Origin of the sequence: Flagellimonas alvinocaridis (genome assembly GCF_965248585.1) — a bacterium.
Taxonomy (GTDB): domain Bacteria; phylum Bacteroidota; class Bacteroidia; order Flavobacteriales; family Flavobacteriaceae; genus Flagellimonas; species Flagellimonas alvinocaridis.
This window is the reverse complement of sequence record NZ_OZ252111.1, coordinates 1,088,544-1,112,422: the sequence shown is the minus strand read 5'-3', so window position 1 is coordinate 1,112,422 and position 23,879 is coordinate 1,088,544. Positions and strand designations below refer to the sequence as shown.

The window sequence follows — 23,879 nt, the reverse complement described above, 5'->3', positions numbered from 1 at the left end:
ATGTCAATGGGAATTGGAAAAACAATATGCATTACGTTTTTTTTGCTTTTCATGGTCTTAAATACCTATGGACAGCAATGCCCAGACTTGGTCAACCCTGTTAATGGAGCAACCAATGTGGCCGTCAACACTACCATTTCATGGGAGTCTGTGCCTGGAGTCCCGGCCTATCTTATTTCACTGGGCACGTCGCCTGGAGGCACGGAGTTGCTCAATGCCCAAAACGTAGGAAATTCGCCCAACTATACTCCTCCCAAAGGCCTACCGGAAAACACCACGATATATGTAACCATAACATTGTTCTTTTTTGACCAACCCGATATCATCTGTACTACTCAAAGTTTCACCACGGAAACATTGACACAGCCCCCTACTTGTACCCAAACTACCAATCCAGTTGACATGGCCACCGATGTAAATCCCGCTTCCAACATTAGATGGCAATATACCTATGGCGCCACTGGGTATTATGTGAGCTTGGGCACTACTCCTGGCGGTGTCGATATTTTGAACACATTTGATGCAGGAAACAATTTAAGCTACGACCCACCTGGAGAACTACCTTCCGAAACAACCATTTATGTTACCATTGTACCCTACAACAGCATAGGGGCTGCAACCAATTGTCCCTCTCAGAGTTTTACCACCAGCGAGGTCTCCCCCTTACCCAGCTGCACAAGTATGGTATACCCTCCAAATGGCGAAATAAATGTACCATTGACCCCGCTTCTGGAATGGTTTGAGGTTCCCGATGCAACAGGTTATCGGGTAACCATTGGATCAACGCCAAACGGAGCGGACATTTTGGATAATGCCACATTTTTCACAAATTCCACTCCTGTACTAAATTTTGTGCCCAATCAGACCTTTTTCATCAGGGTAATTCCATTTAATGATGCTGGTTCTGCCCAAAGTTGCATCCAAGAGAGTTTTTCAACCTTGCTGGGATGCGGCCCCTATTTGGATTTGGCTTCGGGTGAATTTGTAACCCTAAATCCGGAAATTGATTTCCCGGACAGTGTATCTTTCTGTGAAAATGAAGCTCCCCTAATAATTTCTTCTGATGATGTTGCCGATGGTTTTAGATGGTATCAAATAGATCAATTTGGTGCCGAGAGCCTAATTTCCCAGACCAATGAAGTGGCATTGACCGAAAATGGCTCATACAGATATGAAGCCTACAACCTTGTGACCCAATCGGGAGATATTATTGAATGCCCCACGACCAAAGTGTTTAACGTGGTCTCCTCGGAGTCACCTACCATTGAACGATTACAGGCTTCCAATGCGGGAACAGGTTTAGAGATCCGCGTGGAAGCATCTGGAAGCGGAGACTATGAATATGCTGTGGATAATAGGGATGGCCCCTATGTTGATGATAACATTTTTAGGGGATTGGAGCCTGGCTCACATACATTTTACGTTAGGGACAAAAATGGATGTGGCATAGCCGAGAAAAGGTTTACGCAGGACCTGACCTTGGAGGGGTTCCCAAAGTTTTTTACCCCCAATGGAGATAATATCAATGATTTCTGGCAGTTCATTCAACCCCCAAATGGTGACGTAGTTGTTTTGCAAAGTATTTATATTTTTAATCGATATGGGGCACTGTTAAAGGAGATCTCCCAAAACTCTTTGGGCTGGGATGGCAATTTTAATGGCCGTCCGTTACCTGCTGGCGAATATTGGTTCAGGGCTGTTGATGACTCCAACAGGGAAATAAAAGGACACTTCACACTAAAGCGATAATATTACCCATTTGCTTTATTATAGCCCTACCCTTTAGTATTTTTATCCTATGAAATTTCAGGTAGTATCAGATTTTAAACCCACAGGTGACCAACCACAGGCCATAAAACAATTGGTAGAGGGCATTGAAGGAAATGAGGGCCACCAGACCTTATTGGGGGTGACCGGCTCTGGAAAGACTTTTACCGTGGCCAATGTGGTGGAATCGGTGCAGAGACCCACGCTGGTACTGGCCCATAACAAGACCTTGGCCGCACAGTTGTATTCCGAATTCAAGCAGTTTTTTCCCAACAATGCCGTGGAATACTTTGTATCCTATTATGACTACTACCAGCCCGAAGCCTATATACCCTCTAGCGGATTGTACATAGAAAAGGACCTTTCCATCAATGAGGATATAGAAAAACTCCGTCTCAGCGCCACTTCATCCCTCCTTTCTGGCAGAAGGGACGTATTGGTGGTTGCCTCGGTCTCCTGTTTGTATGGTATAGGAAACCCCATCGAGTTTCAAAAGAACGTGATTTCCATCCACAGAGATCAGGTGATTTCCCGAACTAAATTCTTAAAACAACTGGTACAAAGCCTCTATTCCCGTACCACAGCAGATTTTAGAAATGGAAACTTTAGGGTAAAGGGAGATGTTGTGGATGTATTCCCGGGATATGCCGACCATGCTTTTCGTATCCATTTTTTTGGGGATGAGATAGAAGAAATTGAAGCGTTGGACCCCTTCAACAATAAGGTCATTGAGGTTTATGATTCACTGAACATCTATCCGGCGAATATGTTCGTGACATCGCCAGATGTGCTTCAAAATGCCATACACCAAATACAGGATGATCTGGTAAAACAAGTTGATTATTTCAAAGAAATAGGCCGACCACTGGAAGCTAAACGACTGGACGAACGTACCAATTTTGATTTGGAGATGATCCGCGAACTTGGCTATTGCTCCGGAATTGAAAATTACTCCCGATATCTGGATGGAAGGGAACCGGGTACACGGCCTTTCTGTTTGTTGGATTATTTCCCAGACGATTATCTGATGGTTGTCGATGAAAGCCATGTGACCATCCCACAGGTACATGCCATGTACGGTGGCGACCGTTCGAGAAAGGAGAATTTGGTGGAATACGGTTTCCGTCTACCTGCAGCCATGGACAACCGCCCCTTAAAGTTTGAAGAATTTGAAGCACTTCAAAATCAAGTTATCTATGTAAGTGCCACGCCTGCTGATTATGAGTTGGAACTGAGTCAAGGTGTGTATGTGGAACAGGTCATCCGTCCCACAGGATTGCTAGACCCCATTATAGAAGTAAGACCCAGTGCAAATCAGATAGATGATTTGGTGGAAGAAATACAACAGCGGGTGGAACTCGATGAACGAACCTTGGTCACCACCCTTACCAAACGTATGGCAGAAGAATTGACCAAGTATTTGGCTCGGATAGATATTCGCTGCCGATACATACACAGTGACGTGGACACCTTGGAAAGGGTAGAGATTATGCAGGATTTACGAAAAGGGCTTTTTGATGTGCTGATCGGGGTCAACCTACTCAGGGAAGGACTGGATTTACCCGAAGTGTCTTTGGTGGCCATTTTGGATGCCGACAAAGAAGGTTTTTTGCGAAGTAACCGCTCATTGACACAGACTGTAGGCCGCGCGGCACGTAACCTTAATGGCAAGGCCATTATGTATGCCGATACGGTAACCGATAGTATGCAGAAAACTATTGATGAGACCAACTATCGCAGGGAAAAGCAAATGGCGTACAATCTTGAAAACAATATTACCCCCAAGGCACTGAATAAGAGCTTGGACAGTGCATTGGCCAGAAATTCGGTATCTACCTATCATTTCCAAAAAGAGGAACTGCGTGCCGCAGAACCAGATTTGGAATACCTTACCCAGAATCAAAAAGAAAAGTTGATTCGTGAAAAGAGAAAAGCCATGGAAAAAGCGGCTAAAGAACTTAACTTTATGGAGGCAGCCAAACTTCGGGATGAAATAAAGATGCTCCAAGAACAGGAATAAATGAAACGCGCTCCGAACATATCTGCCGGAGCGCGCCAACTAACTAACCAACTAATCTAACCATCATGAAACACCTCTAGTTGGTGCGTTTCATTTTTTATTTACCCAATAGAAATCAGGCGCTTGGGTTTTGGCAATGCTTCTTCTTTCTTGGGCAACGTTAATTTCAATACCCCATCTTCATATTTTGCATCGATTTTAGAGCCATCTACCGTTTCAGGTAAGGTGAAAGCTCTTTTAAATGATGAATACGAAAATTCCTTTCTGGTGTAATTTTCCTTGGTATCCTTGCTTTCCGACTTTATTTCACTGGAAACGGTAAGCACGTCATGGTCAACTTCCACGGTAAAATCCTCTTTTTTGACACCGGGAACAGCCAATTCAAGCTCAAATTCTTTCTCATTGTCCTTAATGTTTACAGCAGGAACAGTTGTATTCCACTTGTCGGTGCCACCGAACCAATCCGGTCCCATAACATCATTCAACAAAGCGGGGAAAAATAGATTGTTTCTCTTTACTATACTCATGGCGATTTACTTTTTTAGGTTAAACTTTTAAATCACCATGCATAGGACAAATTATGTACCATTGCACAAATCATGTCTATTTGACATGATTTTAACAAAATATTATGACAAAATGACATTAATTGTAATGCGCCTTGAAGATATTGATCAGCACATCTGGTGGAATTACTTTATCTGGATAGTTGTGCATGACCTCGAGCACTTGACCGATAGCTGCCGGAGGCAATCCCATATGAAGTCCGATATTGTACAAGGTGTTCACTTCCTTTTTGTGTTGTTCTTGGTCAACATTCATCAAAAGCAGTAGCCTGTGAAACTGAACTATGCGTTCAGCTTGGGTTTTCAGCACAATCCTTGGGGAGTTTTCTTTGAGAAGTCCATCAAATACATCCCTTTCCACACCTAAGTTCAGGGCCACTTTGAGTAAAAATTGGTATTCAGATTCCTTCAAAGAATGATCCACCCTTGCAAAAGCAATCATCTCTGAAAGAATACTTAATTTTTCCTCGTAGGTACCCATAGGTGCGGATTTTTAGATAGGTTCCTATATTACATAACTCGAAAACTCAAAATTTAGTGCATAAAAAAGCCCCGATGCGATTCAGGGCTTTTTGAAATAGTTGAACAATAGCTTCTGCTATGCCGTAACCCGAACAGGAACAGCAAATACTTTTCCGGAAGGGATTCCTTCCAATTTCACTTTCTGATAGTTCAATCTGCTCTTGATGAACCCTTCAAGAGTACTATTCTTTGTGTCCACTGAAAGCACCACAAGCTCACCGTTTTTATTTATGGTGAAAATAACTTGTGCCGTCCAATCCTCAGTAGCCAATTTAAGGGTATTGTTTTTCAACATCCCTTGGATTTGGGAGCAAAGGCTTTTTTCAGGATTTTCTTCGGTACTTGGATTGGCAAAAAGGGCCATAGTTGCGAACAACGTAAAAGTCAATGTAATAGCTTTGATTTTTTTCATGATTTCGTTTTTGTTTTCTGATTTTGATGATGCTTAAGAATAGGTTTTACAACTCTTTAATGAACGTTTCTTTTTGAAAGACAAGGCAAAATTACGCTCCAAAAAACCGAAATCAATACACCAACGGTGCGATTTAACTGACATTTAATTTCTGTAACCTTGGCTTAATATTCATGCTTTCCCATCATCACGGAAGTGGTTTGCAAGCTTATCAACACACTTTTCCTTTTTAGATTAAAACATCTATCAAAAACAGCAAAAGTTTGAATACCTTGAAATGGTTTTTGTATTGGATCAAGAAAAATAAAAAAGGGCAACGTTAAAAAAACGTTGCCCTTATCTTTTGGAGTATTACGGAAGTTACCCCAATACTTCTTTTACTTTATCCGCAGCTTCTTGGAACTGTACAGCAGAATGCACAGCCAATCCAGAATTGTCTATGATTTCTTTGGCCAATTCGGCATTGGTCCCTTGCAATCTAACAATAATGGGAACCTTGATAGCGTCGCCCATATTCTTATAGGCATCCACCACACCTTGCGCTACTCTATCGCAACGAACAATACCGCCAAAGATATTGATCAATATTGCTTTTACATTCGGGTCTTTTAGGATGATTCTAAAAGCCTCTTCCACCCTTTTTGCATCAGCCGTTCCTCCAACATCCAGAAAGTTGGCAGGTTCACCACCGGCCATTTTTATCAAATCCATAGTAGCCATGGCCAATCCGGCACCATTCACCATACAGCCCACGTTACCGTCCAAATCCACATAGTTCAACCCCACCTCTCTAGCTTCAACTTCAATGGGGTTTTCCTCACGAAGGTCACGCATTTCGGCATAGGCCTTTCTTCTATACAATGCATTGTCATCTATAGACACCTTGGCATCAACGGCCATGATTTTATCATCAGAAGTCTTAAGGACTGGATTGATTTCAAAAAGACTGGCATCACTTTGCTCATATGCCTTGTAAAGGGCAGTAACAAATTTCACCATCTCTTTGAACGCATTGCCGGATAGCCCTAGATTAAAAGCTATACGCCTAGCCTGAAACGGCAAAAGACCTGTTGCGGGATCAATTTCCTCGGTAAAAATAAGATGAGGGGTTTTTTCAGCCACTTCCTCAATATCCATACCACCTTCCGTGGAGTACATTACCATGTTTCTACCTGTACCTCTGTTCAACAATACAGACATATAAAACTCATTGGTTTCACTATCTCCTGGATAGTAAACATCTTCAGCAATTAATACTTGGTGTACTTTCTTTCCCTCTGCAGATGTTTGTGGAGTAATAAGGTTCATCCCTATGATGCTTCCTGCCAATTCTTCAACTTCCTTCAAGTTCTTGGCCAATTTAACGCCTCCGCCTTTACCCCGGCCTCCTGCATGTACTTGAGCTTTGATCACATGCCATCCCGTACCTGTTTCCTGAGTAAGTTGTTTGGCGGCGCTTACCGCTTCATTCGCGTTTCGGGCAACAATTCCGCGTTGTATCCTTACTCCAAAACTGGCTAAAATTTCTTTTCCTTGATATTCGTGAAGATTCATCTGTGAATTAACTTTTGTTCGTTGACAAAAATAGAAAACCACACCGAGAAATAGAAGATGAAAAAAGAATAATTGCCTTCCAATCCATTACCTATGACAATTGTAGGGCTTTTTGTTGAATTGAACCTTCAAATTTTAAAGTCTTCGAAGTCCAAAGGGTCAAAATTCTTAAAGTGCCCGTTCATTTCAATAACGGTTTTGGCATGGTTTACTTGGGTTAGAATAGCCGTGGTGGATTCCAAATGATCTTTGATGAACAGCAAGCGATCGGTTTCGTTGGAAATCTGTAGCAATTGGTATTCCTGTTCAAAGGAAAGTCCCATTTTATGCGCCAAGGAATAACTACTGAACTGTTTTGGGGAGATTTGGGTAAAGGGAACATCCATTAGTCCATATAACTCTTCCACTTTTTCAAGGACTTCCACTCTAAGTTTCTCATCTGCACTGTTCTCCATATCCAAAAACTCAACATCTCCACCCGCATATAGCTTCCCTTCCATCTGATTTTCAAAGGAAAGCATCTTAAACACCTGACGTGCCACACAGATCACATCCATTTCACCATTATCGTATGTCGTTACAACCTCGACCAATTGCACCTCGGTTCCATAGGATAAGGTATTATTGATAAACACTGGTATTCCAAAAGTGATCGCTTCATTTCTACAATCATTGATCAATTGCTTGTATCGCTCTTCAAAAATGTGCAAGGGAACGGTCTCACCCGGAAAAAAAACAGATTGTAGTGGAAATAGCGGTAGTTTCATTGTTGGAGTTTGCCTAAATGTACAATGTGAAACCCAAAGGCGCAAGTATTTAAAAAGTCATTTGTTATTTATAAAACAATTTGTTACAAAAATATTTCTCTGCTTTTTATTCTTGTACAACCCGAGTACAAGGCTTAGTTTTGTCGGAAAGACTAATCCATATGAATTCCAAAGATTTATTGAAGCTTGCCGGCGAGTTTGGTGCTCCACTTTACGTTTACGATGCCGAAAAAATAGCCTCACAATACCATAGATTGACCCAAGCGTTTGAAGGGGTTCCAAACCTAAGATTGAATTATGCCGCCAAGGCACTGTCCAATATCAGCATCCTTAGGTTTATGAACCATTTGGGAAGTGGTTTGGACACGGTTTCCATACAAGAAGTAAAACTTGGTCTATTGGCAGGTTTTGCGCCTGAATCCATCATATATACTCCCAACGGTGTTTCCTTGGAAGAAATTGAACAGGCTGCGGCACTTGGAGTTCAAATCAACATAGACAACCTATCCGTTTTGGAACAGTTTGGAAGCAAGCATCCTGATATTCCAGTTTGTATCCGAATAAATCCGCACGTGATGGCCGGTGGAAACTCTAAGATATCTGTGGGTCACATCGATTCCAAGTTTGGTATCAGTATCCATCAAATTCCACATTTACTCCGCATTGTGGAACTTACCAATATGAATATAAATGGTATTCACATGCATACAGGAAGCGATATTTTAGATATTGATGTATTCCTTTATGCCTCTGAAATACTATTTGAAACCGCCAAAAACTTCAAAGATTTGGAGTTTATAGATTTTGGAAGCGGGTTTAAGGTTCCTTACAAAAAAGGTGACATCCAAACCAACGTAGAAGAATTGGGTAAAAAATTGACCGCACGTTTCAATGAATTCTGTGCCGAATATGGTCGCGAACTTACCTTGGCCTTTGAGCCTGGCAAATTCTTGGTGAGCGAGGCGGGTTACTTTTTGGCAAAAGTCAATGTTGTAAAACAGACCACATCCACCGTTTTTGCAAGTGTTGACTCTGGATTCAATCACCTTATCAGACCCATGCTATATGGTTCCAGTCACGACATCATCAACATTTCCAACCCCAAGGGACGGGAACGGTACTACTCCGTTGTGGGATATATCTGTGAAACGGATACTTTTGGCAGCAATCGCAGGATCAATGAGATTTCTGAGGGCGACATTCTTTGCTTTAAAAATGCCGGAGCCTATTGTTTTACCATGGCCAGCAACTATAACTCCAGATATAGGCCGGCTGAAGTTTTATGGTATAAAAACAAGGCACATCTAATTAGGGAAAGGGAAACGTTTGATGATATTTTAAGAAACCAGGTGGATACCAAAGATTTATTCAAAGTAACCCAAAAAGAAGCTGTAAAATAAGATGGGGGTCATTGCCCTATTGCTTGCCATTGTATTTATCTTCCTTTCCGGATTGCATTTGTATTGGGTTCTTTTTGGTATCAAGGACCCCACACGGGTGCTCCCCACCAATGAAGATGGTCAGTTATTGATGCAGCCCGGGAAAGCAGGCACATTCCTAGTAGGCTTGTTTTTGGCGCTTTTTGCCTCTATTTACCTTAACAAGGTTTTGGAGTTTTTCAATTTTGAAGGGGTGACCCATATCTCTTTGGGAATTGGCGCTTTGTTTTTAGTAAGGACCATTGGGGATTTTAGATACGTTGGTTTTTTCAAGACAGTGAAGAACACCAATTTTGCGGGAATGGATTCAAAGTTCTATTCCCCATTGACCTTGGTCATTGCTGCGCTTATCTTCGTTTTGGAGTTTTGGGGTTGAATACTTTTTTGGCACAATTTTCGTTAGTTTTGTATTGGTTGGGAGACCAATATCTCAAAACACAAGCACTATGCGCACAATTTTTACCCAAATCAGTTTAATGTTTCTTCTATTGACAGGGTTTCAGGCCCAAGCACAGGATATCAATTGGGTGTCTTGGGAAGAAGCAGTGCAATTGTCACAAACCGATGCCAAGCCCAAAAAAATATTCATCGATGTGTACACTGATTGGTGTGGATGGTGTAAAAAAATGGACAAGGATACCTTTCAAAATCCTGAGGTTTCCGCTTACATGCAGGACAATTTTTACATGGTAAAGTTGGACGCCGAAGGGAAAGACCCCATTGAATTTCAAGGTAAAACCTTCAAGTTTGTCCCTTCTGGAAGAAGAGGTTACCATGAATTCGCCGCAGCCTTACTGCAGGGAAAAATGAGTTATCCCACGGTGGTCTTTTTGGATGAGGATTTAAAAATGTTATCTCCGGTGCCCGGATACCAAAAGGTAGAGCCCTTTCTACAAATTGCCCGTTACTTTGGGGACAATATCTACAAGGATCAGGATTGGCAGACGTATGCAGGAAAATAAACCCGCTTAATTTTACTACCTACTATAATTTGGACTTTCCTTAGTGATGGTTACATCATGCGGATGGCTTTCATGGATACCACTGGAAGTGATTTTCACAAATCGCCCAGTTTCTTTAAGGGTTTCTATATCCTTGGCACCACAATAGCCCATTCCAGCACGCAGACCACCAATAAATTGATGCATGCTCTCGTATAGATCACCTTTGTAGGGTACACGCCCCACAATGCCTTCGGGAACCAATTTCTTGATATCGTCTTCCACATCTTGGAAGTAGCGGTCCTTACTGCCTTGTTTCATGGCCTCAACAGAACCCATTCCACGGTATGATTTGAATTTTCGACCTTCATAAATAATGGTTTCTCCAGGAGATTCCTTGGTACCTGCCAACAAAGAACCCAGCATCACCGTATCGGCTCCGGCAGCAATAGCTTTGGGAATATCCCCAGTATATCGGATACCTCCATCGGCAATCACAGGAACCCCAGTACCTTTTATGGCAGCAGCCACTTCCAATACAGCGGAGAATTGCGGGAAGCCAACTCCGGCAACCACACGGGTGGTACATATAGACCCTGGTCCAATACCCACTTTAACCGCATCAGCTCCGGCTTCAACCAAATACTTGGCTGCTTCGGCAGTAGCTATATTACCTACGACCACATCAAGCTCTGGGTATGCTTTTTTGACTTCCTTTAGGATACCGACCACACCTTTGGTGTGACCATGAGCTGTGTCGATAATAATAGCATCCACACCAGCATTTACAAGAGCCCCTGCCCTTTCCACAGCATCGGCCGTTACCCCAACCGCGGCAGCAACACGCAAGCGACCGTATTGGTCTTTATTGGCAATGGGCTTCTGGGTTAGTTTGGTGATGTCCCGAAAGGTGATAAGTCCAACCAATTCATCCTTGTCATTCACCACTGGTAATTTTTCAATTTTGTTTTCTTGAAGAATTACCTCGGCCTGTTGCAATGAAGTACCCTCACCAACAGTTACCAAATTTTCCGAAGTCATGACCTCCGCAATGGGGCGATCATTATTTTTTTCGAACCGCAAATCCCTATTGGTCACGATTCCTATCAATCTTTTATTATCATCCACAATTGGAATTCCCCCAATGCTATGCTCCTTCATATTGGCTTTGGCATCCCTAACCGTAGAATCCAAAGGAAGAGTAACAGGATCCATGATCATACCACTTTCGGCTCTTTTAACCTTACGGACTTTAAGGGCTTGCTGCTCGATGGTCATGTTCTTATGAAGCACACCAATGCCTCCTTCGCGAGCCATAGCTATGGCCATACGGGATTCAGTGACCGTATCCATTGCAGCAGATACAATAGGAACATTAATGGTAATGTTTCTTGTAAATTTCGATTGAATATTGACTTCCCGGGGAAGTACTTCGGAATATGCTGGCACAAGTAGGACATCATCATAGGTCAATCCTTCGCCAACAATTTTGTTTAGGTGGGCTTCCATTGCAATTACGAATTAATTGCGTGCAAATGTACCACTATTTTAGTTCATATCTATCTATTTTGGCATTTGGTTAATGGTATATAAAATTTATTTTTATTTAGACTTATTATAAATAATTAATATCTTTATCCCATAATCCAATTTGATATGTGTGAATCCCTCATCATTTTAGACCAATCCAAGAATGGTATATTGACCTTTTGCAATAGAAGCAAGCTATTTCAGTTGATTTTCAACAACCTGTGTTTTGAATTATACGAATGGGAATTGGATGCTTTTAAAGAGTATATCCACCAGTTGGATGCATCGTATTGGGAAAAACAGCTGAAACATTGGTCACAACAGCGTAAAATCCCCATTTCGGTTGGGAAGAAACATTTCATTGTTTTGGTGAACAAGGAAGAGCTTATGGAAATAAAGCAGTTACTGCGTTACGAAAAGCTCCAACCAGAACTTATTGGCTACCACGATATCGATTATACGTTTATTGAAAACTGATTTCGAAAGGACTTTCCCCTTATCCAATACTCATTACTTTCGCGATGGCCTAGCACACTGCCACAAAACCAATGCGGCGGAGCAAGTATACGTAAGGGTCATTAATATGCCTGAAAAAATAACTACATATTTAAACCAAGATATGCCTTTCCACATCAGGTAAATGCCCCCGAAGGTCAATACCACCGATAAAAAAGGCTCTATGGTCAAAAAGAGCTTCCATTTTTTTGGTAAACGGGTCAACCATACCAATCCTCCCAACAAAAAAAAGATCATGGACATGGACAGAATATGCGTGTGCACAATGGTGAGCATCTCACGGTCGCCCTTCTTGAACTTCATCACCGTGGCTTCTTCATCTTCCTCGTTGCCCAAATAATTTTCCTCGATTCCAGCAGGTGTTGTAGAATCGGTTTCTTTGATAAAGAGCAATCCCGTGAAAAATCCAATGGATAGTATAATAACAAAGGTGCTTATGAACAAGCGAATCTCTTTGGGGAATGTAGACAGCACACCGTTATATACCATTATAGCTGTCCTTTATCCTGAAGTATTCCTATTGTCTGAAGCAGATTGTCCATGGATTTGGTCATGGAATTCACCGAAATGGTGGCACCAGAGATGGCGTCTATATTGGTATCACTGTTTACACGATCACCGCCCGTTTTTCCCAAAAACTGCTTCAACCATCTTTTGCTTCCAATTTCGCCACCGTATTCCTCCCTGTAGACCAACACTTTTGTATTGATGATTTTTACGTTGCCATCAAACAACACCAAATAATCAAACTTTGCGGTTTTGCTAGGCGCTTGGTCAAAAAATGCATATCCCAAAATTGAATCTCCAGCAGTGATTCGATACAAATTTTCTCCTGAAATCTTGGTAGGCAGTTTGGCATTCAAGTCATTCGTAATAGTAATGGGCTGCATGGCAAAATCAACCACCTCGAAGGTCTTTTCCACTTCTTTCAGCACTCTCTTGTTGACCTCCTTTGGAGCGGCGAATGCAAGTAGCACTAAAATAAAGGGGATAGCTAAATATGATTTTGCCGATTTCATCCCACAAATATATTAATTTAGACTCATTACGAATAAAAATAGGATGGAATATTACATCCACCCTACTTCAATCTTCTTAGAACCAAACTCCTATTCCAAAGTTCAAACGGTCCTGCACATCTGAGTCATCTGCAGCATTACTCCTGAACTGATAGTCTCCCTTGACCACCACACCTGGTGCAATATGATAGGTTAATCCCGTAGTAACATCGGTACGGTCATAGGCCTCATTTTTTACCAAACCACCCTCGGTATCCGCATGGGTGTTATACATTTCGTAACGAGCAAAAGCAAAAAGCTTTTGTCGATTTCCTGCAGGAAGGACATTATAAGCTCCTTCCAAATACCAACCTTGCAATGCACTTCCCAAATTACTTCCGGTTAGATCATTATAGGCATCCGTATCTGATAGGGAGGCATGTATAAATTGTCCTCTGGCGGTAAAGTTTTGGTAGGCATAACGGGCATCCAGTCCGAACATGGCGATACCAATATCCGCACCATCAAATTCCTCTACGTCGTCATCGGCTTGGGTACGTCCAAAATAGGTTGAAAAACCCAATCGTAATCCGGGAATGCCATAGTAATCCAGCTTGGTGGATAGGTTAGGGCTATCAATGGTGGATTGGATTCCTTTTTGTCTACCACCACGAAGGCCGCTGGAACCACTTAATTTCCCAGCTACACCACCTTCGCCATCGGCTTCAGCAGATTTGAATCCATTAAAAAGGTAGGCTTGATATCCCAAGGAAATGGAGTTGAACCTTCCGGTTACCCCTACCCCAAGCTCACGCCAAGTGGTGGGAACAATGGAATTGTCCAAACCTGGGCGTTCCGTTCCATTAAACGTGGTTGGTTCGTGGAATTCGTTTATGATTCCCATGGGAACCAACATCAATCCACCACGGATATTAAGGTTGGGAGCCGCATTGTAGTTCACAAAAGCCTGCTCCACAAAGACCTCTTCAACGTGCTCAAATTCCACCTCAGTAACAAACTGGGTACGGTCGTCAAATCGGTATCCAAAAAGTAGAACCAGACGTTGTACATCCAATTCACCGTTATCTCCTTCAGGCTGATTGTACAGCATCTCGCCATAGGCACCCACGGTTACTGCAGAAGCATAATTTCCTGATAGTAAACGCTGTGCAGCGTTGATTTGTTTCTGGGGATCAAGTTGGATTGAGTCGGTTTGTGTCTGTGCAAACGTAAATGACGCACATAACAAAGCAAATAGAATAGTTGTTTGTTTCATGTTTTTTAATAATTGCGCGGCAAATATATTCCTACCTCTTAAAGCAACCAAATTTATTTGGACTTAGTTTAAATAAATTTTAAGGCTTAGTACACGACAGCATCAAAAAAAGTTAGTGATACGCAGAGAAAAGTTCGGTGGCCTTGTTGTAAGCAGCCTCAAAAACCATCCAGTTTACACCTGTGTAGGCTTTTTCGGCAGTAAAATAGGATAGCATTTTTTCCGTGGGCATGTTCCCGGTAAGCTCATCCTTGGCCATGGGACACCCTCCAAAGCCCTGAACAGCACCATCAAAGCGTCTGCAACCTGCTTTGTAGGCCGCATCCACTTTTTCATGCCATTTGGTCGGGGTGGTGTGCAAATGGGCGCCAAATTCAATATCTGGATATTTGGGAATGAGATTGGAAAACAAATACGAAATGGTCTTTGGGGTGGAACTCCCAATGGTATCGGAAAGGGACAAAATTTTGGTGCCCATATCGGCCAATTTTTCAGTCCACTCCCCTACCACGTCCACATCCCAAGGGTCGCCATAAGGATTTCCAAATCCCATGGAAATATAGGTTACCACTTCCTTGCCATGGGCATTTGCCAATTCCAGTATACCCTTTAGGGTATCCACAGATTGCGCTATGGTCTTATGGGTATTCCGCATTTGGAAGTTTTCGGAAATTGAAAATGGGTAACCCAAGTAAGTAATTTCAGGGTGTTTGCAGGCATCCTCCGCACCTCGGATATTGGCTACAATAGCCAAGAGCTTACTCTTTGTTTTAGAAAGATCTAATCCTGCCAAAACCTCTGCGGTATCCTGCATCTGCGGAATGGCCTTGGGTGAGACAAAACTGCCAAAATCCAACGTGTCAAAACCACATCCCAAAAGCGACTGGATATACCTTACTTTTTCCTCGGTGGGAATAAAGGTCTTTATGCCTTGCATGGCATCACGCGGACATTCTATGAGCTTTACTTTTGACATTGGCTGCCTGTAAAATTAGCACTATTTATCCGATAGCAATAGATAAATAGCGATTCCCACAAAAACAATGATCTGGACCCATTTGAGATAACTTCCTACTTTGGGATGGCGCATCAAGTAGGTTGAAATGCTTCCGGCCAAAACAGCGATCATCCCAAAAATAATGAAGGCCACCAACATGAATAGTAGGCCAAGCACATAGAATTGGAGTACCGAACTCAACGTTTCGCTAAAGAGAAAACCCGGAAAAAATGCCAAAAAGAAAATAGTGACCTTGGGATTGAGGACATTCATGGCAAAACCGGTCTTAAACAGTTTAAAAGAGCTTTGTGAAGGCCCTTTTTCTTGTTCAACGTGAATGGTATCGCTACCTCTATAAACTTTAATTGCCAAATAAATAAGATATGCAGCGCCAAAAAGTTTTATTCCAAAAAAGAGGGCATCACTGCGCTTAATGATTTCGGACACTCCAAAAGCAAGCAAAGTGGTATGCACCAAGCACCCACTGACCAATCCTAAAACCGTAGCCAAGCCTGCCTTGACACCATTGGAAATACTTTGGGTAAGCACAAAAATATTGTCTGGTCCAGGAGAAATGGCCAAGGCTGCCGAAGAAACCAAAAACCCAATAAGAATAGGATAATTAATGGTTTCGGTGCTTACCAGGAACAACTGCTGCATCTTATTCTACGATGTGCGGTCCAAAATGGCCTTGTTGATTTTTTTGATCAAACCCGGACCTTCATAAATAAATCCGGTGTACAACTGCACCAAATCGGCACCAGCATCCAATTTTTCAAGGGCATCTTCAGGAGAATGGATTCCCCCCACCCCAATGATTGGGAATGCCTTGTTGCTCTTTTCGGACAAAAACCGAATGACCTCTGTGCTCCTTTTGGCCAAAGGCTTGCCACTAAGCCCTCCTTGCTCCTCTGAAACAATGAGGTCAGATTTAAGGCCTTCTCGGGAAATGGTCGTATTTGTGGCAATGACCCCATCAATTTCTGTGGCTTTTACAATAGCTATAATGTCCAAAAGTTGGTCATTGCTTAGATCTGGCGCAATTTTTAAAAGGATGGGCTTTTCTTTTTTGTTCGCTTTTTTAGCCTGCTTGGTATTCTGCCTCTTTAGTTTTTTTAGCAATTGGGTCAACGGTTCTTTATCCTGAAGCTCCCGTAATCCTGGTGTGTTCGGTGAACTTACATTGACCACAAAATAATCTACATGTTCAAAAAGGGCTTCAAAACAGATTAGATAATCTTTAATGGCTTGGTCGTTGGGCGTGACCTTGTTCTTGCCAATATTACCGCCCACAATGACCCGATGCTTTTTCTTCAGCAGTTCCACCGCTTCAAAAACCCCATGGTTGTTGAATCCCATTCGGTTTATAATGGCACTGTCCTTTCGTAGTCTAAAAAGCCGCTTCTTAGGGTTTCCGGGTTGCGGTTTGGGGGTCAAGGTCCCTATTTCAACAAAACCAAAACCAAAATCCGAAAATTCGTTGAAGAGTTGTGCATTCTTATCAAATCCAGCGGCCAGACCCACAGGATTTTTGAATTTCACTCCAAAAACCTCTCGTTCCAACCTTGGGTCCTTTAGTTCAAAAATCTTTCTGAAAAGAGGCCCAAGTCCCATTCTGGAAAACCATTTAATAGCCCAAAATGAAAAGTGGTGCACGCTTTCTGGATCAAACAAAAATAAGATTGGGCGAATGAGGGTTTTATACATTCAAAAGATTTTCAACAAAAATAAAAACTCTTAAAACAGAACACACCAAATCGTTCATTTTTCGTCAACTGACCTGTTTATATAGATAGGGCGCAACGTAAGCTGATCGCAGAGTTTCACGTAAAAGTTGTACTGTTTTGGATTAAAAATCGACAGCAATCTTTTGTCCATCATGCGGACATTTTGTTTCATACTGTCCATAATGGTCTTATACTCTTTGGAAATAGTCATCAAGACTTCGGGAGAACTTTCTTCATGCTGTTTTAAAAGAAACTCAGCCTGATTGCTCAGGATTTCATTCCTGACCTTTAATTCGGCGCTCCAATTCCTAAGATTTTGTTTCTGCTCATCGTTTAGCTGAAATACCTCCGCAATGGTTTCGTCATCTGTACCTCCCACGCCCAAAACGCATTCCTGTTGCGCCTTTGTGCCAATGACGGATAAAAGAAAAACAAGTACTAAAATTCTGTGCAAGTTTGGTCAATTTTGAAAAGCATGGGAAAGATAAGTTTTAAAACATTCTTTTCTTAAGATTACGATTGAATAACCATTATTTTTGATAAAAAGCACAACATGGAAAAACTTTTGCCCCGATTTCTGGATTATGTAACCACCGATACCCAAAGTGACCCCTACTCCAAAACAACCCCCAGTACGGAAAAACAATGGGATTTGGCCAAAAAATTGGTCATGGAGCTACATCAAATTGGTCTTCAGGAAGTTTCCATTGATGAGAACGCCTACATCATGGCAACCTTGCCCAGTAATCTGGACAAAAAAGTGCCCACCATCGGCTTTATTTCACATATGGACACCTCTCCTGATTTTTCGGGAAGGAATGTAAAACCACAAATTATAAAAGACTATGATGGAAAGGATATTGTGCTCAACAAAGCGAAGAATATTGTGCTTTCCCCAAGTTATTTTGAGGATTTATTGCAGTACCAAGGTCAGACTTTAATCACCACGGACGGCAATACCTTGCTTGGAGCTGATGATAAGGCAGGTATTGCCGAGATTATTACAGCTATGGAGTATTTGGCACAACATCCCGAAATAAAACATGGAAAAATACGGATTGCCTTCACCCCAGATGAAGAAATTGGAAGGGGCGCCCATAAGTTTGACGTAAAAAAGTTTGGTGCCGATTGGGCCTATACCATGGACGGTAGTCAAGTGGGCGAACTGGAATATGAAAACTTTAATGCGGCCAGTGCCAAAATCATGGTTAAAGGAAAAAGCGTCCATCCCGGCTATGCCAAGAACAAAATGGTAAACGCCATTTCCATAGCCAATGAATTTTTAAGCTTGCTCCCTCAGAGGGAAGTCCCGGAACACACCACAGGAATGGAAGGCTTTTTCCATGTGCACAAGCTTAAGGGAGAAATTGAAAACGCCCAAATAGACTTGATCATCCGTGATCACGATGCCGAACATTTTCAAGCCAGGAAGGATCTTCTTGTCAATATTACCGAAAAGCTCAACAAAAAACATGGGGATTGCATCACTATCGAGATTGAAGACCAATACCGCAACATGCGTGAAAAGGTGGAGCCGGTGTTCCACATTGTGGAGATTGCCCAAGAAGCGATGGAGTCCTTGGGCATTGAACCCATCATAAAACCGATAAGAGGAGGGACCGATGGATCGCAATTGAGTTTCATGGGACTACCCTGCCCCAACATCTTTGCCGGGGGGCACAATTTTCATGGTAAATATGAATACGTCCCTTTGGAAAGTATGGAGAAAGCTGTCCAGGTTATCGTGAAGATTTGCGAACTTACTGCCAGTCAAATTAAATGATTATGGAAAAATCAGAAAAAATAGCGGCGTATTATAGCAAAGACCACCCATTTAAAGAAGGCATAGTCCAACTCAGAAAACTGGCCCTGCAAACCAAAAGTGAGGAGGACTTTAAATGGAGTTTTCCGGTGTATACGGTCAATGGTAAAAATGTGTTTGGCATCTGCAAGTTCAAAAATCATTTTGGGGTCTGGTTCTTTAATGGGGTGTTCTTGAAAGATCCCAAAAAAGTGCTGGAAAATGCCCAAGAAGGAAAAACCAAGGGTATGCGGCATTGGAAGTTCCACACTTTGGGCGAGGTCGATAAGAAGGCAGTGTTCGCCTACATGCAGGAAGCCATTGAAAACCAGAAAAAGGGTATGGAGATCACTGTGGAAAAGACATCAAAAGTGACCATTCCGTCATTGCTTCAGGAAAAATTAAAGGAAAATAAGGAGTTGCGAACCGCATTCGAAAATTTTACTCCTTATAAACAAAAGGAGTTTTGCGAATATATCTCTGAAGCCAAACAAGAGCAGACCAAACAAAGACGGTTGGAAAAAATACTGCCCTTGATTGAAAAGGGTATTGGGTTAAATGACGCCTATAGATAAATATTACACTACTATGGCAGTCGTAATTTATTGCTTGAATTTTCGCACTCAATTAAACCTATATTATAAATTATTAAAATGAGAGTGGATATTATAGGAGGAGGGATAGGAGGTTTAACTATGGCCATAGCCCTTCAAAGAAAAGGAATAAGAGCTCAGGTATACGAACAAGCTAATGAGTTAAAACCAGTTGGGCTGGTATAATACTTGCAAACAATACTATGCAAGTTTTTCAGAGACTAGGCTTGGACTCTAAAATTGTTCAAAACGGGAATCGAATATCTTGCATGAATATCACCTCGCCTAATTTGACGAAACTTTCAAGTATAGATTTAAAATACTTTGAGACCAAGTATGATTGTCAAAATATTGCCATTCACCGAGCAGCACTTCAAAAAATATTGGCAACGGAATTAGAGTCCAATAGTTTGAAACTGGGCTACAAACTTTCAAAAATGGAAGTGGTGGGCAACTCCAATCTTTTAAGGTTTGAAAACGGTAAAAAAATCAACTCTAAAATTACATTGGGAGCTGACGGGCTTAACTCTACGGTTCGAGGTTTTTTGTTTCCAACCACAAGAATAAGAAACGCTTTTCAAGTTTGCTGGCGTGGAACTGTTAATCATGCTTTACCAAAAAAATTCAAAAACGAACTCAATGAAGCTTGGGGAAAAGGCAACAGGTTGGGATTTGTGCAAATTGGGTCAAATGAAGTTTATTGGTATGCTTCAAAAACCTTTAAAAAAAGTGCCAGCGAGCATTCAGTGGATAAGCTACCTGATTTTTTTTCAGGATATGACCATATTATACAGTCCATAATCTCAAAAACTCCAATAGAGAAAATTCATACAGCAACCATTGCCGACCTAGCACCCATAAAAAAATGGTACAAAAACAATACTTGTCTGATAGGAGATGCAGCCCATGCCACAACCCCAAATATGGGTCAAGGAGCATGTCAAGCAATAGAGGATGCATATATCCTTGCAGAGTGTTTGAGTAAATTTAATGGTAATGAGGCATTTTCAACATTTCAGAAATTAAGAATGCTAAAAGTAAATAGTATTATAAACACAAGTTGGCGAATAGGAAAGATTGCGCATTGGAAAAACCCAATAGCAACTGGATTAAGAGATCAGCTCATAAAAATCACTCCTAACAGAATCAACAAGAAGCAATCCCAACAAATATTCAAACTTGAAACTATTTAACGCAGTCAAATTTGTTATATCCCTCTTTTGCGACAGCCTATTGTGATACCAAAAAAACATGGCTTCGAACAAGTCAAAAACTGCATTTCTCAATTTATCATCACTTCTAAAAAATCCTCTAGCCCATGCAAATGATCCACATGATCGGGGGCTGTATTGCCCACAAACGCCTTGACCTCAAAATTGCCTTTTTGGGTTTCGGACACTTGTTGCATGCCCATGGGACCCCATTCCAGAATCGGGTTTCGTTTTAACCCCAATTCCGTGATCAACCAATCGGCGGTTTCAGTGGTACTGGCATAGGTTCCCGGAAAAATCTCGGAATGGGTTATGAGCATCTTCTTCTCTCCGTTGACTGCTTTTTGGGCAAATGCCAAGAAACCTTTCATTTTTTCTGCATTCAATTGCCCGCCTTGGGCCAAAGGAGTGGCATCGGGAAGATAATCGGTATGGAGTCCATCCAAAAGTACAATACCATCAATGCTGGCTTCATGGGCCTTCAACAACTCACGAACGGCACCATATCCGGCACTAAAGGAGCTGAAATATACTTTTCCGATCTGGTCTACACCTAATTCATCCTGTATGGCTTTCAACAGACGGGGATAGACCTCCACATCGACAAAAGGCGCTGCATAGACCGAAGAACCCGAACCTTGTTGCACCACGGCCAAAACCATAGGCCTTTTTAAATTGTGAACGGCCTGCATGGCCACAAGGGGTGCTCCATGAAAATGGATGAGCAAATCCAACTCTCTAATGCCCTCCGTAGCAGAAGGCAAGTATACTGTGACCGGTTTAGACAATATATTCTCCAATACAATCTTAGTACCCGGAGGCTCTTCATTCTTCAGTCGGGCGTGTTCCCGGATATAATCCTGCATGGGAGAAGGTACTTGTCTTACCTGCGATGCAATTTCTTTTTTTGGAGTTGAGCATCCTAACATCAACACCCATGCAAAGCATAAACACATGGCCTGTGAACGGCTATCGAGGAAAATATTCATAAAGTTTGATAGAACTTATTTTGTTGGCATTTTCCAGCCATTATGGTATTCATTGACCAATAGCAAATCGGCCTCTTTATGATTGAATTGTTTTCTTTGGGCATCCCAGAACAAGCGCTCTCCCGTTTTATAGGCCACGTTGCCCATATGGCTAACAACCGCAGCATCGTAACCTACCTTAATAGGAGCATTAAGAATAGTCTTGTCCCTTTTCTTAATGGCTTCCAAGAAATTTACTGTATGCAAATCCAAGCCATTCGCATCTACGGTCTGTAGGGGCACCGGCTCTATTTTAGGTCCCAAATCCTCACTCCAGTTAGGTCGATTTTTCTCAGGGATGACTTCCCATCCTCCGCGATCCAACACCAAGGTGCCATTGTTGCCAATAAAGGCTACACCATGGTTTCTGCCGTAGTTACCACCATCTATACCGTTGGCATGTTCCCACAAAAGTGAAAAGCCATCGAACTCATACACCGTTTGCAAGGTATCCGGAGTCTCAGCGGCATCATCAGGGTAGGCGAACTTCCCTCCCATGGCCATCACGGACTTTGGCGTGGCTGCCTTCATACCATACAGGGCATAATCAATTAAATGCACACCCCAATCGGTCATCAAACCTCCGGCATAGTCCCAAAACCATCTAAAATCAAAATGGAAGCGATTTTTATTAAAAGGACGGTCTTGTGCAGGGCCCAACCACATCTTATAGTCCACCCCTGCCGGAACGGTGCTGTTGGCCACTTTGGGAATGGATTTCATCCAACCTTGGTAGGCCCAGGTCTTTACCAAACGTATCTGACCCAATTTCCCCGAATGCACATAGTTTATAGCATCCACAAAGTGGGGTTGGCTTCTCTGCCACTGTCCTATCTGCACCATTCGGTCGCTGGTATCAACAGCAGACAACATGGCTTCGCACTCAGCTATGGAATTGGCAATGGGCTTTTCGCAATAGACATCTTTTCCGGCATCCACTGCATCAACCAATTGAAGACAATGCCAATGGTCCGGAGTTCCAATAATGACAATATGGATGTCTTTATCTTCCAACATCTTGCGATAATCCGAATACCATTTTGGTTTCTTGATGTTGGCCTTTTCCAAATTTGCGGTCTTGGCACGAAGCACATTCTCATCCACATCGCATAGTGCCACTACTTCAACCTCACTATTCTTTAAAATTGAGGTAAGGTTGGCAAATCCCATACCATTGCAACCTATAAGTCCCACATGAATCTTATCATTGGGGCTGATGGTCTTTCGGATAGTGGCCAAAATCTCTGTTGGAAAAAACAAGGAAGTTCCCAAACCAACCGTATATAACGACCCTTGTCTTATGAATTGTCTTCTTGTACCCATTTTTCAAATTTTGAATAAGATACAAAAAAACGTCCCCCACAAACTGAATTGTGGGGGACGTTTTACTTTTAATTTCTTGAGAAACTATTTTTTATCCGGAGTAGTGTTCAATTTTCTACTCATTTCCATGGAAATGGCGGAACGATCAAACTTTAGACGGCCTGCCATGGTTTCAATGACACAGGAGAAATCCTTGTCGTTCAATTCCACGATTTTGCCGTGAAGCCCACTTTTTGTGATGATGCGGTCTCCTTTTTTCAACTCCGAAGTAAATTTCTTCTCATCCTTCTGACGTTTGACCTGCGGACGAATCATGAAGAAATACGCCACGGCAAAAATCAATATCAGAGGTAAAAATTGTCCTAAACTTTCCATTAAGGTAATTTATCTATTTAACAGGACCGGCAGGAGCCGCTTCCTTAGGATTAACAAAGGCCTTGATCCTTAAGGTTTCAGTGCCTTTTTCTGTGTTGGCTGTAACGGTAATGGTCTTGGTAACCTGATTTTGTCCTGAACCGTTGAACTTTACTACCAATTCGCCTGAATCTCCAGGAGCAATCGGGCTGTTCTTTGGATATTCCGGCACAGTACAACCACAGCTACTTCTTGCATCGGTGATGATCAAGGGGGCATTTCCAGTATTGGTAAACTTGAAAGTAGTCTCTTGTGGAGTTCCTTGGGTTATGGCACCAAAATCGTGCTCGGCCTTTTCAAAGCTCATTACGGGAAGCTGTTTTTGAGCTTCGTCCCTTGAAGTTGCATTTTCCACATTGTCGGCAACTATTTTGTTGGATGCCTTGTCTTTGCAGGAAACACTGATCATGGCAACAACCATGATCAAACTAAAAACTGTTGTTATTCTTTTCATGATAAAAATTTGTTTTTCCAAAA

27 protein-coding genes are annotated in these 23,879 nt (G+C 42.1%); 10 read left to right on the top strand and 17 right to left on the bottom strand.

Translation table 11 applies throughout. From position 1 onward, the window contains the following. Positions 1 to 6 precede the first annotated feature (6 nt). Complete coding sequence (locus tag ACP14V_RS05065) at positions 7 to 1,749, top strand: T9SS type B sorting domain-containing protein (protein WP_272609604.1); 1,743 nt, start codon at positions 7 to 9, stop codon at positions 1,747 to 1,749. Positions 1,750 to 1,798: 49 nt separating this feature from the next. Beyond that, positions 1,799 to 3,787, top strand: a complete 1,989-nt coding sequence (uvrB, locus tag ACP14V_RS05060) for an excinuclease ABC subunit UvrB (protein ID WP_272609603.1) — start codon at positions 1,799 to 1,801, stop codon at positions 3,785 to 3,787. 101 nt (positions 3,788 to 3,888) lie between these two features. On the opposite strand, the gene ACP14V_RS05055 is transcribed toward uvrB, so the two are convergent. The 5 genes from ACP14V_RS05055 to ACP14V_RS05035 form a co-directional block, all read right to left on the bottom strand. Further along, the gene (locus ACP14V_RS05055; protein ID WP_136565831.1) at positions 3,889 to 4,314 is read right to left on the bottom strand and encodes an Hsp20/alpha crystallin family protein; all 426 of its coding nucleotides are present in this window, start codon (positions 4,312 to 4,314) and stop codon (positions 3,889 to 3,891) included. 118 nt (positions 4,315 to 4,432) lie between these two features. After that, positions 4,433 to 4,834 (bottom strand): TerB family tellurite resistance protein, encoded by a 402-nt coding sequence (locus ACP14V_RS05050; RefSeq protein WP_272609602.1) that lies wholly within the window; start codon positions 4,832 to 4,834, stop codon positions 4,433 to 4,435. Positions 4,835 to 4,951: 117 nt separating this feature from the next. Continuing rightward, entirely contained in the window at positions 4,952 to 5,287 is a 336-nt protein-coding gene (locus ACP14V_RS05045) for a hypothetical protein (RefSeq protein ID WP_272609601.1), read from the bottom strand. Positions 5,288 to 5,647: 360 nt separating this feature from the next. Then, positions 5,648 to 6,841 (bottom strand): ADP-forming succinate--CoA ligase subunit beta, encoded by a 1,194-nt coding sequence (gene sucC, locus ACP14V_RS05040; RefSeq protein ID WP_272609600.1) that lies wholly within the window; start codon positions 6,839 to 6,841, stop codon positions 5,648 to 5,650. 128 nt (positions 6,842 to 6,969) lie between these two features. Beyond that, on the bottom strand, positions 6,970 to 7,608 hold the full coding sequence (locus tag ACP14V_RS05035; protein WP_272609599.1) for an LON peptidase substrate-binding domain-containing protein: 639 nt from the start codon (positions 7,606 to 7,608) through the stop codon (positions 6,970 to 6,972). A 161-nt stretch (positions 7,609 to 7,769) separates the two neighbouring features. Between ACP14V_RS05035 and lysA the strand changes: the two genes are divergently transcribed. From lysA to ACP14V_RS05020, 3 genes are all read left to right on the top strand, one after another. Further along, positions 7,770 to 9,008, top strand: coding sequence for a diaminopimelate decarboxylase (gene lysA / locus ACP14V_RS05030; protein WP_136565826.1), 1,239 nt, complete (start codon positions 7,770 to 7,772; stop codon positions 9,006 to 9,008). Position 9,009: 1 nt separating this feature from the next. Beyond that, positions 9,010 to 9,423 (top strand): DUF3995 domain-containing protein, encoded by a 414-nt coding sequence (locus tag ACP14V_RS05025; RefSeq protein WP_272609598.1) that lies wholly within the window; start codon positions 9,010 to 9,012, stop codon positions 9,421 to 9,423. A gap of 70 nt (positions 9,424 to 9,493) precedes the next feature. Then, complete coding sequence (locus ACP14V_RS05020) at positions 9,494 to 10,009, top strand: thioredoxin family protein (RefSeq protein ID WP_136565824.1); 516 nt, start codon at positions 9,494 to 9,496, stop codon at positions 10,007 to 10,009. A 15-nt stretch (positions 10,010 to 10,024) separates the two neighbouring features. Here the strand turns inward: ACP14V_RS05020 and guaB are convergent, their stop codons facing one another. Beyond that, positions 10,025 to 11,497, bottom strand: a complete 1,473-nt coding sequence (guaB, locus tag ACP14V_RS05015; RefSeq protein ID WP_272609597.1) for an IMP dehydrogenase — start codon at positions 11,495 to 11,497, stop codon at positions 10,025 to 10,027. Positions 11,498 to 11,644: 147 nt separating this feature from the next. Between guaB and ACP14V_RS05010 the strand changes: the two genes are divergently transcribed. Then, positions 11,645 to 11,995, top strand: coding sequence for a DUF6686 family protein (locus ACP14V_RS05010; RefSeq protein WP_272609596.1), 351 nt, complete (start codon positions 11,645 to 11,647; stop codon positions 11,993 to 11,995). Positions 11,996 to 12,028: 33 nt separating this feature from the next. Here the strand turns inward: ACP14V_RS05010 and ACP14V_RS05005 are convergent, their stop codons facing one another. From ACP14V_RS05005 to ACP14V_RS04975, 7 genes are all read right to left on the bottom strand, one after another. Then, positions 12,029 to 12,523, bottom strand: coding sequence for a hypothetical protein (locus ACP14V_RS05005; protein WP_136565821.1), 495 nt, complete (start codon positions 12,521 to 12,523; stop codon positions 12,029 to 12,031). Continuing rightward, positions 12,523 to 13,011 (bottom strand): FMN-binding protein, encoded by a 489-nt coding sequence (locus ACP14V_RS05000; RefSeq protein ID WP_272609595.1) that lies wholly within the window; start codon positions 13,009 to 13,011, stop codon positions 12,523 to 12,525. The genes ACP14V_RS05005 and ACP14V_RS05000 overlap by 1 nt, the downstream gene beginning before the upstream one ends. Positions 13,012 to 13,129: 118 nt before the next feature. Further along, positions 13,130 to 14,308, bottom strand: a complete 1,179-nt coding sequence (locus ACP14V_RS04995; RefSeq protein ID WP_136565819.1) for a hypothetical protein — start codon at positions 14,306 to 14,308, stop codon at positions 13,130 to 13,132. A gap of 112 nt (positions 14,309 to 14,420) precedes the next feature. After that, entirely contained in the window at positions 14,421 to 15,284 is an 864-nt protein-coding gene (locus tag ACP14V_RS04990; RefSeq protein ID WP_272609594.1) for a hydroxymethylglutaryl-CoA lyase, read from the bottom strand. A 21-nt stretch (positions 15,285 to 15,305) separates the two neighbouring features. Next, positions 15,306 to 15,965 carry a LysE family translocator gene (locus tag ACP14V_RS04985; protein ID WP_272609593.1) on the bottom strand — a complete coding sequence of 220 codons (660 nt, stop codon included), beginning with the start codon at positions 15,963 to 15,965 and terminating at the stop codon, positions 15,306 to 15,308. A gap of 6 nt (positions 15,966 to 15,971) precedes the next feature. Continuing rightward, positions 15,972 to 17,012 (bottom strand): quinone-dependent dihydroorotate dehydrogenase, encoded by a 1,041-nt coding sequence (locus ACP14V_RS04980; protein ID WP_272609592.1) that lies wholly within the window; start codon positions 17,010 to 17,012, stop codon positions 15,972 to 15,974. A gap of 54 nt (positions 17,013 to 17,066) precedes the next feature. Next, positions 17,067 to 17,486, bottom strand: coding sequence for a hypothetical protein (locus ACP14V_RS04975; RefSeq protein ID WP_272609591.1), 420 nt, complete (start codon positions 17,484 to 17,486; stop codon positions 17,067 to 17,069). A gap of 99 nt (positions 17,487 to 17,585) precedes the next feature. Between ACP14V_RS04975 and pepT the strand changes: the two genes are divergently transcribed. The 4 genes from pepT (at position 17,586) to ACP14V_RS04955 (ending at position 20,619) form a co-directional block, all read left to right on the top strand. Continuing rightward, on the top strand, positions 17,586 to 18,815 hold the full coding sequence (gene pepT, locus ACP14V_RS04970; RefSeq protein WP_272609590.1) for a peptidase T: 1,230 nt from the start codon (positions 17,586 to 17,588) through the stop codon (positions 18,813 to 18,815). Between the two features lie 2 nt (positions 18,816 to 18,817). Continuing rightward, positions 18,818 to 19,408 carry a YdeI/OmpD-associated family protein gene (locus ACP14V_RS04965; RefSeq protein ID WP_272609589.1) on the top strand — a complete coding sequence of 197 codons (591 nt, stop codon included), beginning with the start codon at positions 18,818 to 18,820 and terminating at the stop codon, positions 19,406 to 19,408. Positions 19,409 to 19,486: 78 nt separating this feature from the next. After that, positions 19,487 to 19,612: an NAD(P)-binding protein gene (locus ACP14V_RS04960; RefSeq protein WP_424987916.1), complete on the top strand. Its 126-nt coding sequence runs from the start codon at positions 19,487 to 19,489 to the stop codon at positions 19,610 to 19,612. 17 nt (positions 19,613 to 19,629) lie between these two features. Further along, positions 19,630 to 20,619, top strand: a complete 990-nt coding sequence (locus tag ACP14V_RS04955; RefSeq protein WP_424987914.1) for an FAD-dependent monooxygenase — start codon at positions 19,630 to 19,632, stop codon at positions 20,617 to 20,619. A gap of 89 nt (positions 20,620 to 20,708) precedes the next feature. Here the strand turns inward: ACP14V_RS04955 and ACP14V_RS04950 are convergent, their stop codons facing one another. From ACP14V_RS04950 to ACP14V_RS04935, 4 genes are all read right to left on the bottom strand, one after another. Continuing rightward, positions 20,709 to 21,626, bottom strand: a complete 918-nt coding sequence (locus ACP14V_RS04950) for a hypothetical protein (RefSeq protein WP_272609587.1) — start codon at positions 21,624 to 21,626, stop codon at positions 20,709 to 20,711. A 15-nt stretch (positions 21,627 to 21,641) separates the two neighbouring features. Next, on the bottom strand, positions 21,642 to 22,988 hold the full coding sequence (locus ACP14V_RS04945; RefSeq protein ID WP_136565810.1) for a Gfo/Idh/MocA family protein: 1,347 nt from the start codon (positions 22,986 to 22,988) through the stop codon (positions 21,642 to 21,644). An 84-nt stretch (positions 22,989 to 23,072) separates the two neighbouring features. Beyond that, complete coding sequence (gene yajC, locus ACP14V_RS04940; protein WP_136565809.1) at positions 23,073 to 23,363, bottom strand: preprotein translocase subunit YajC; 291 nt, start codon at positions 23,361 to 23,363, stop codon at positions 23,073 to 23,075. Between the two features lie 13 nt (positions 23,364 to 23,376). Then, the gene (locus ACP14V_RS04935) at positions 23,377 to 23,856 is read right to left on the bottom strand and encodes a DUF1573 domain-containing protein (protein ID WP_272609586.1); all 480 of its coding nucleotides are present in this window, start codon (positions 23,854 to 23,856) and stop codon (positions 23,377 to 23,379) included. Positions 23,857 to 23,879: the final 23 nt, after the last annotated feature.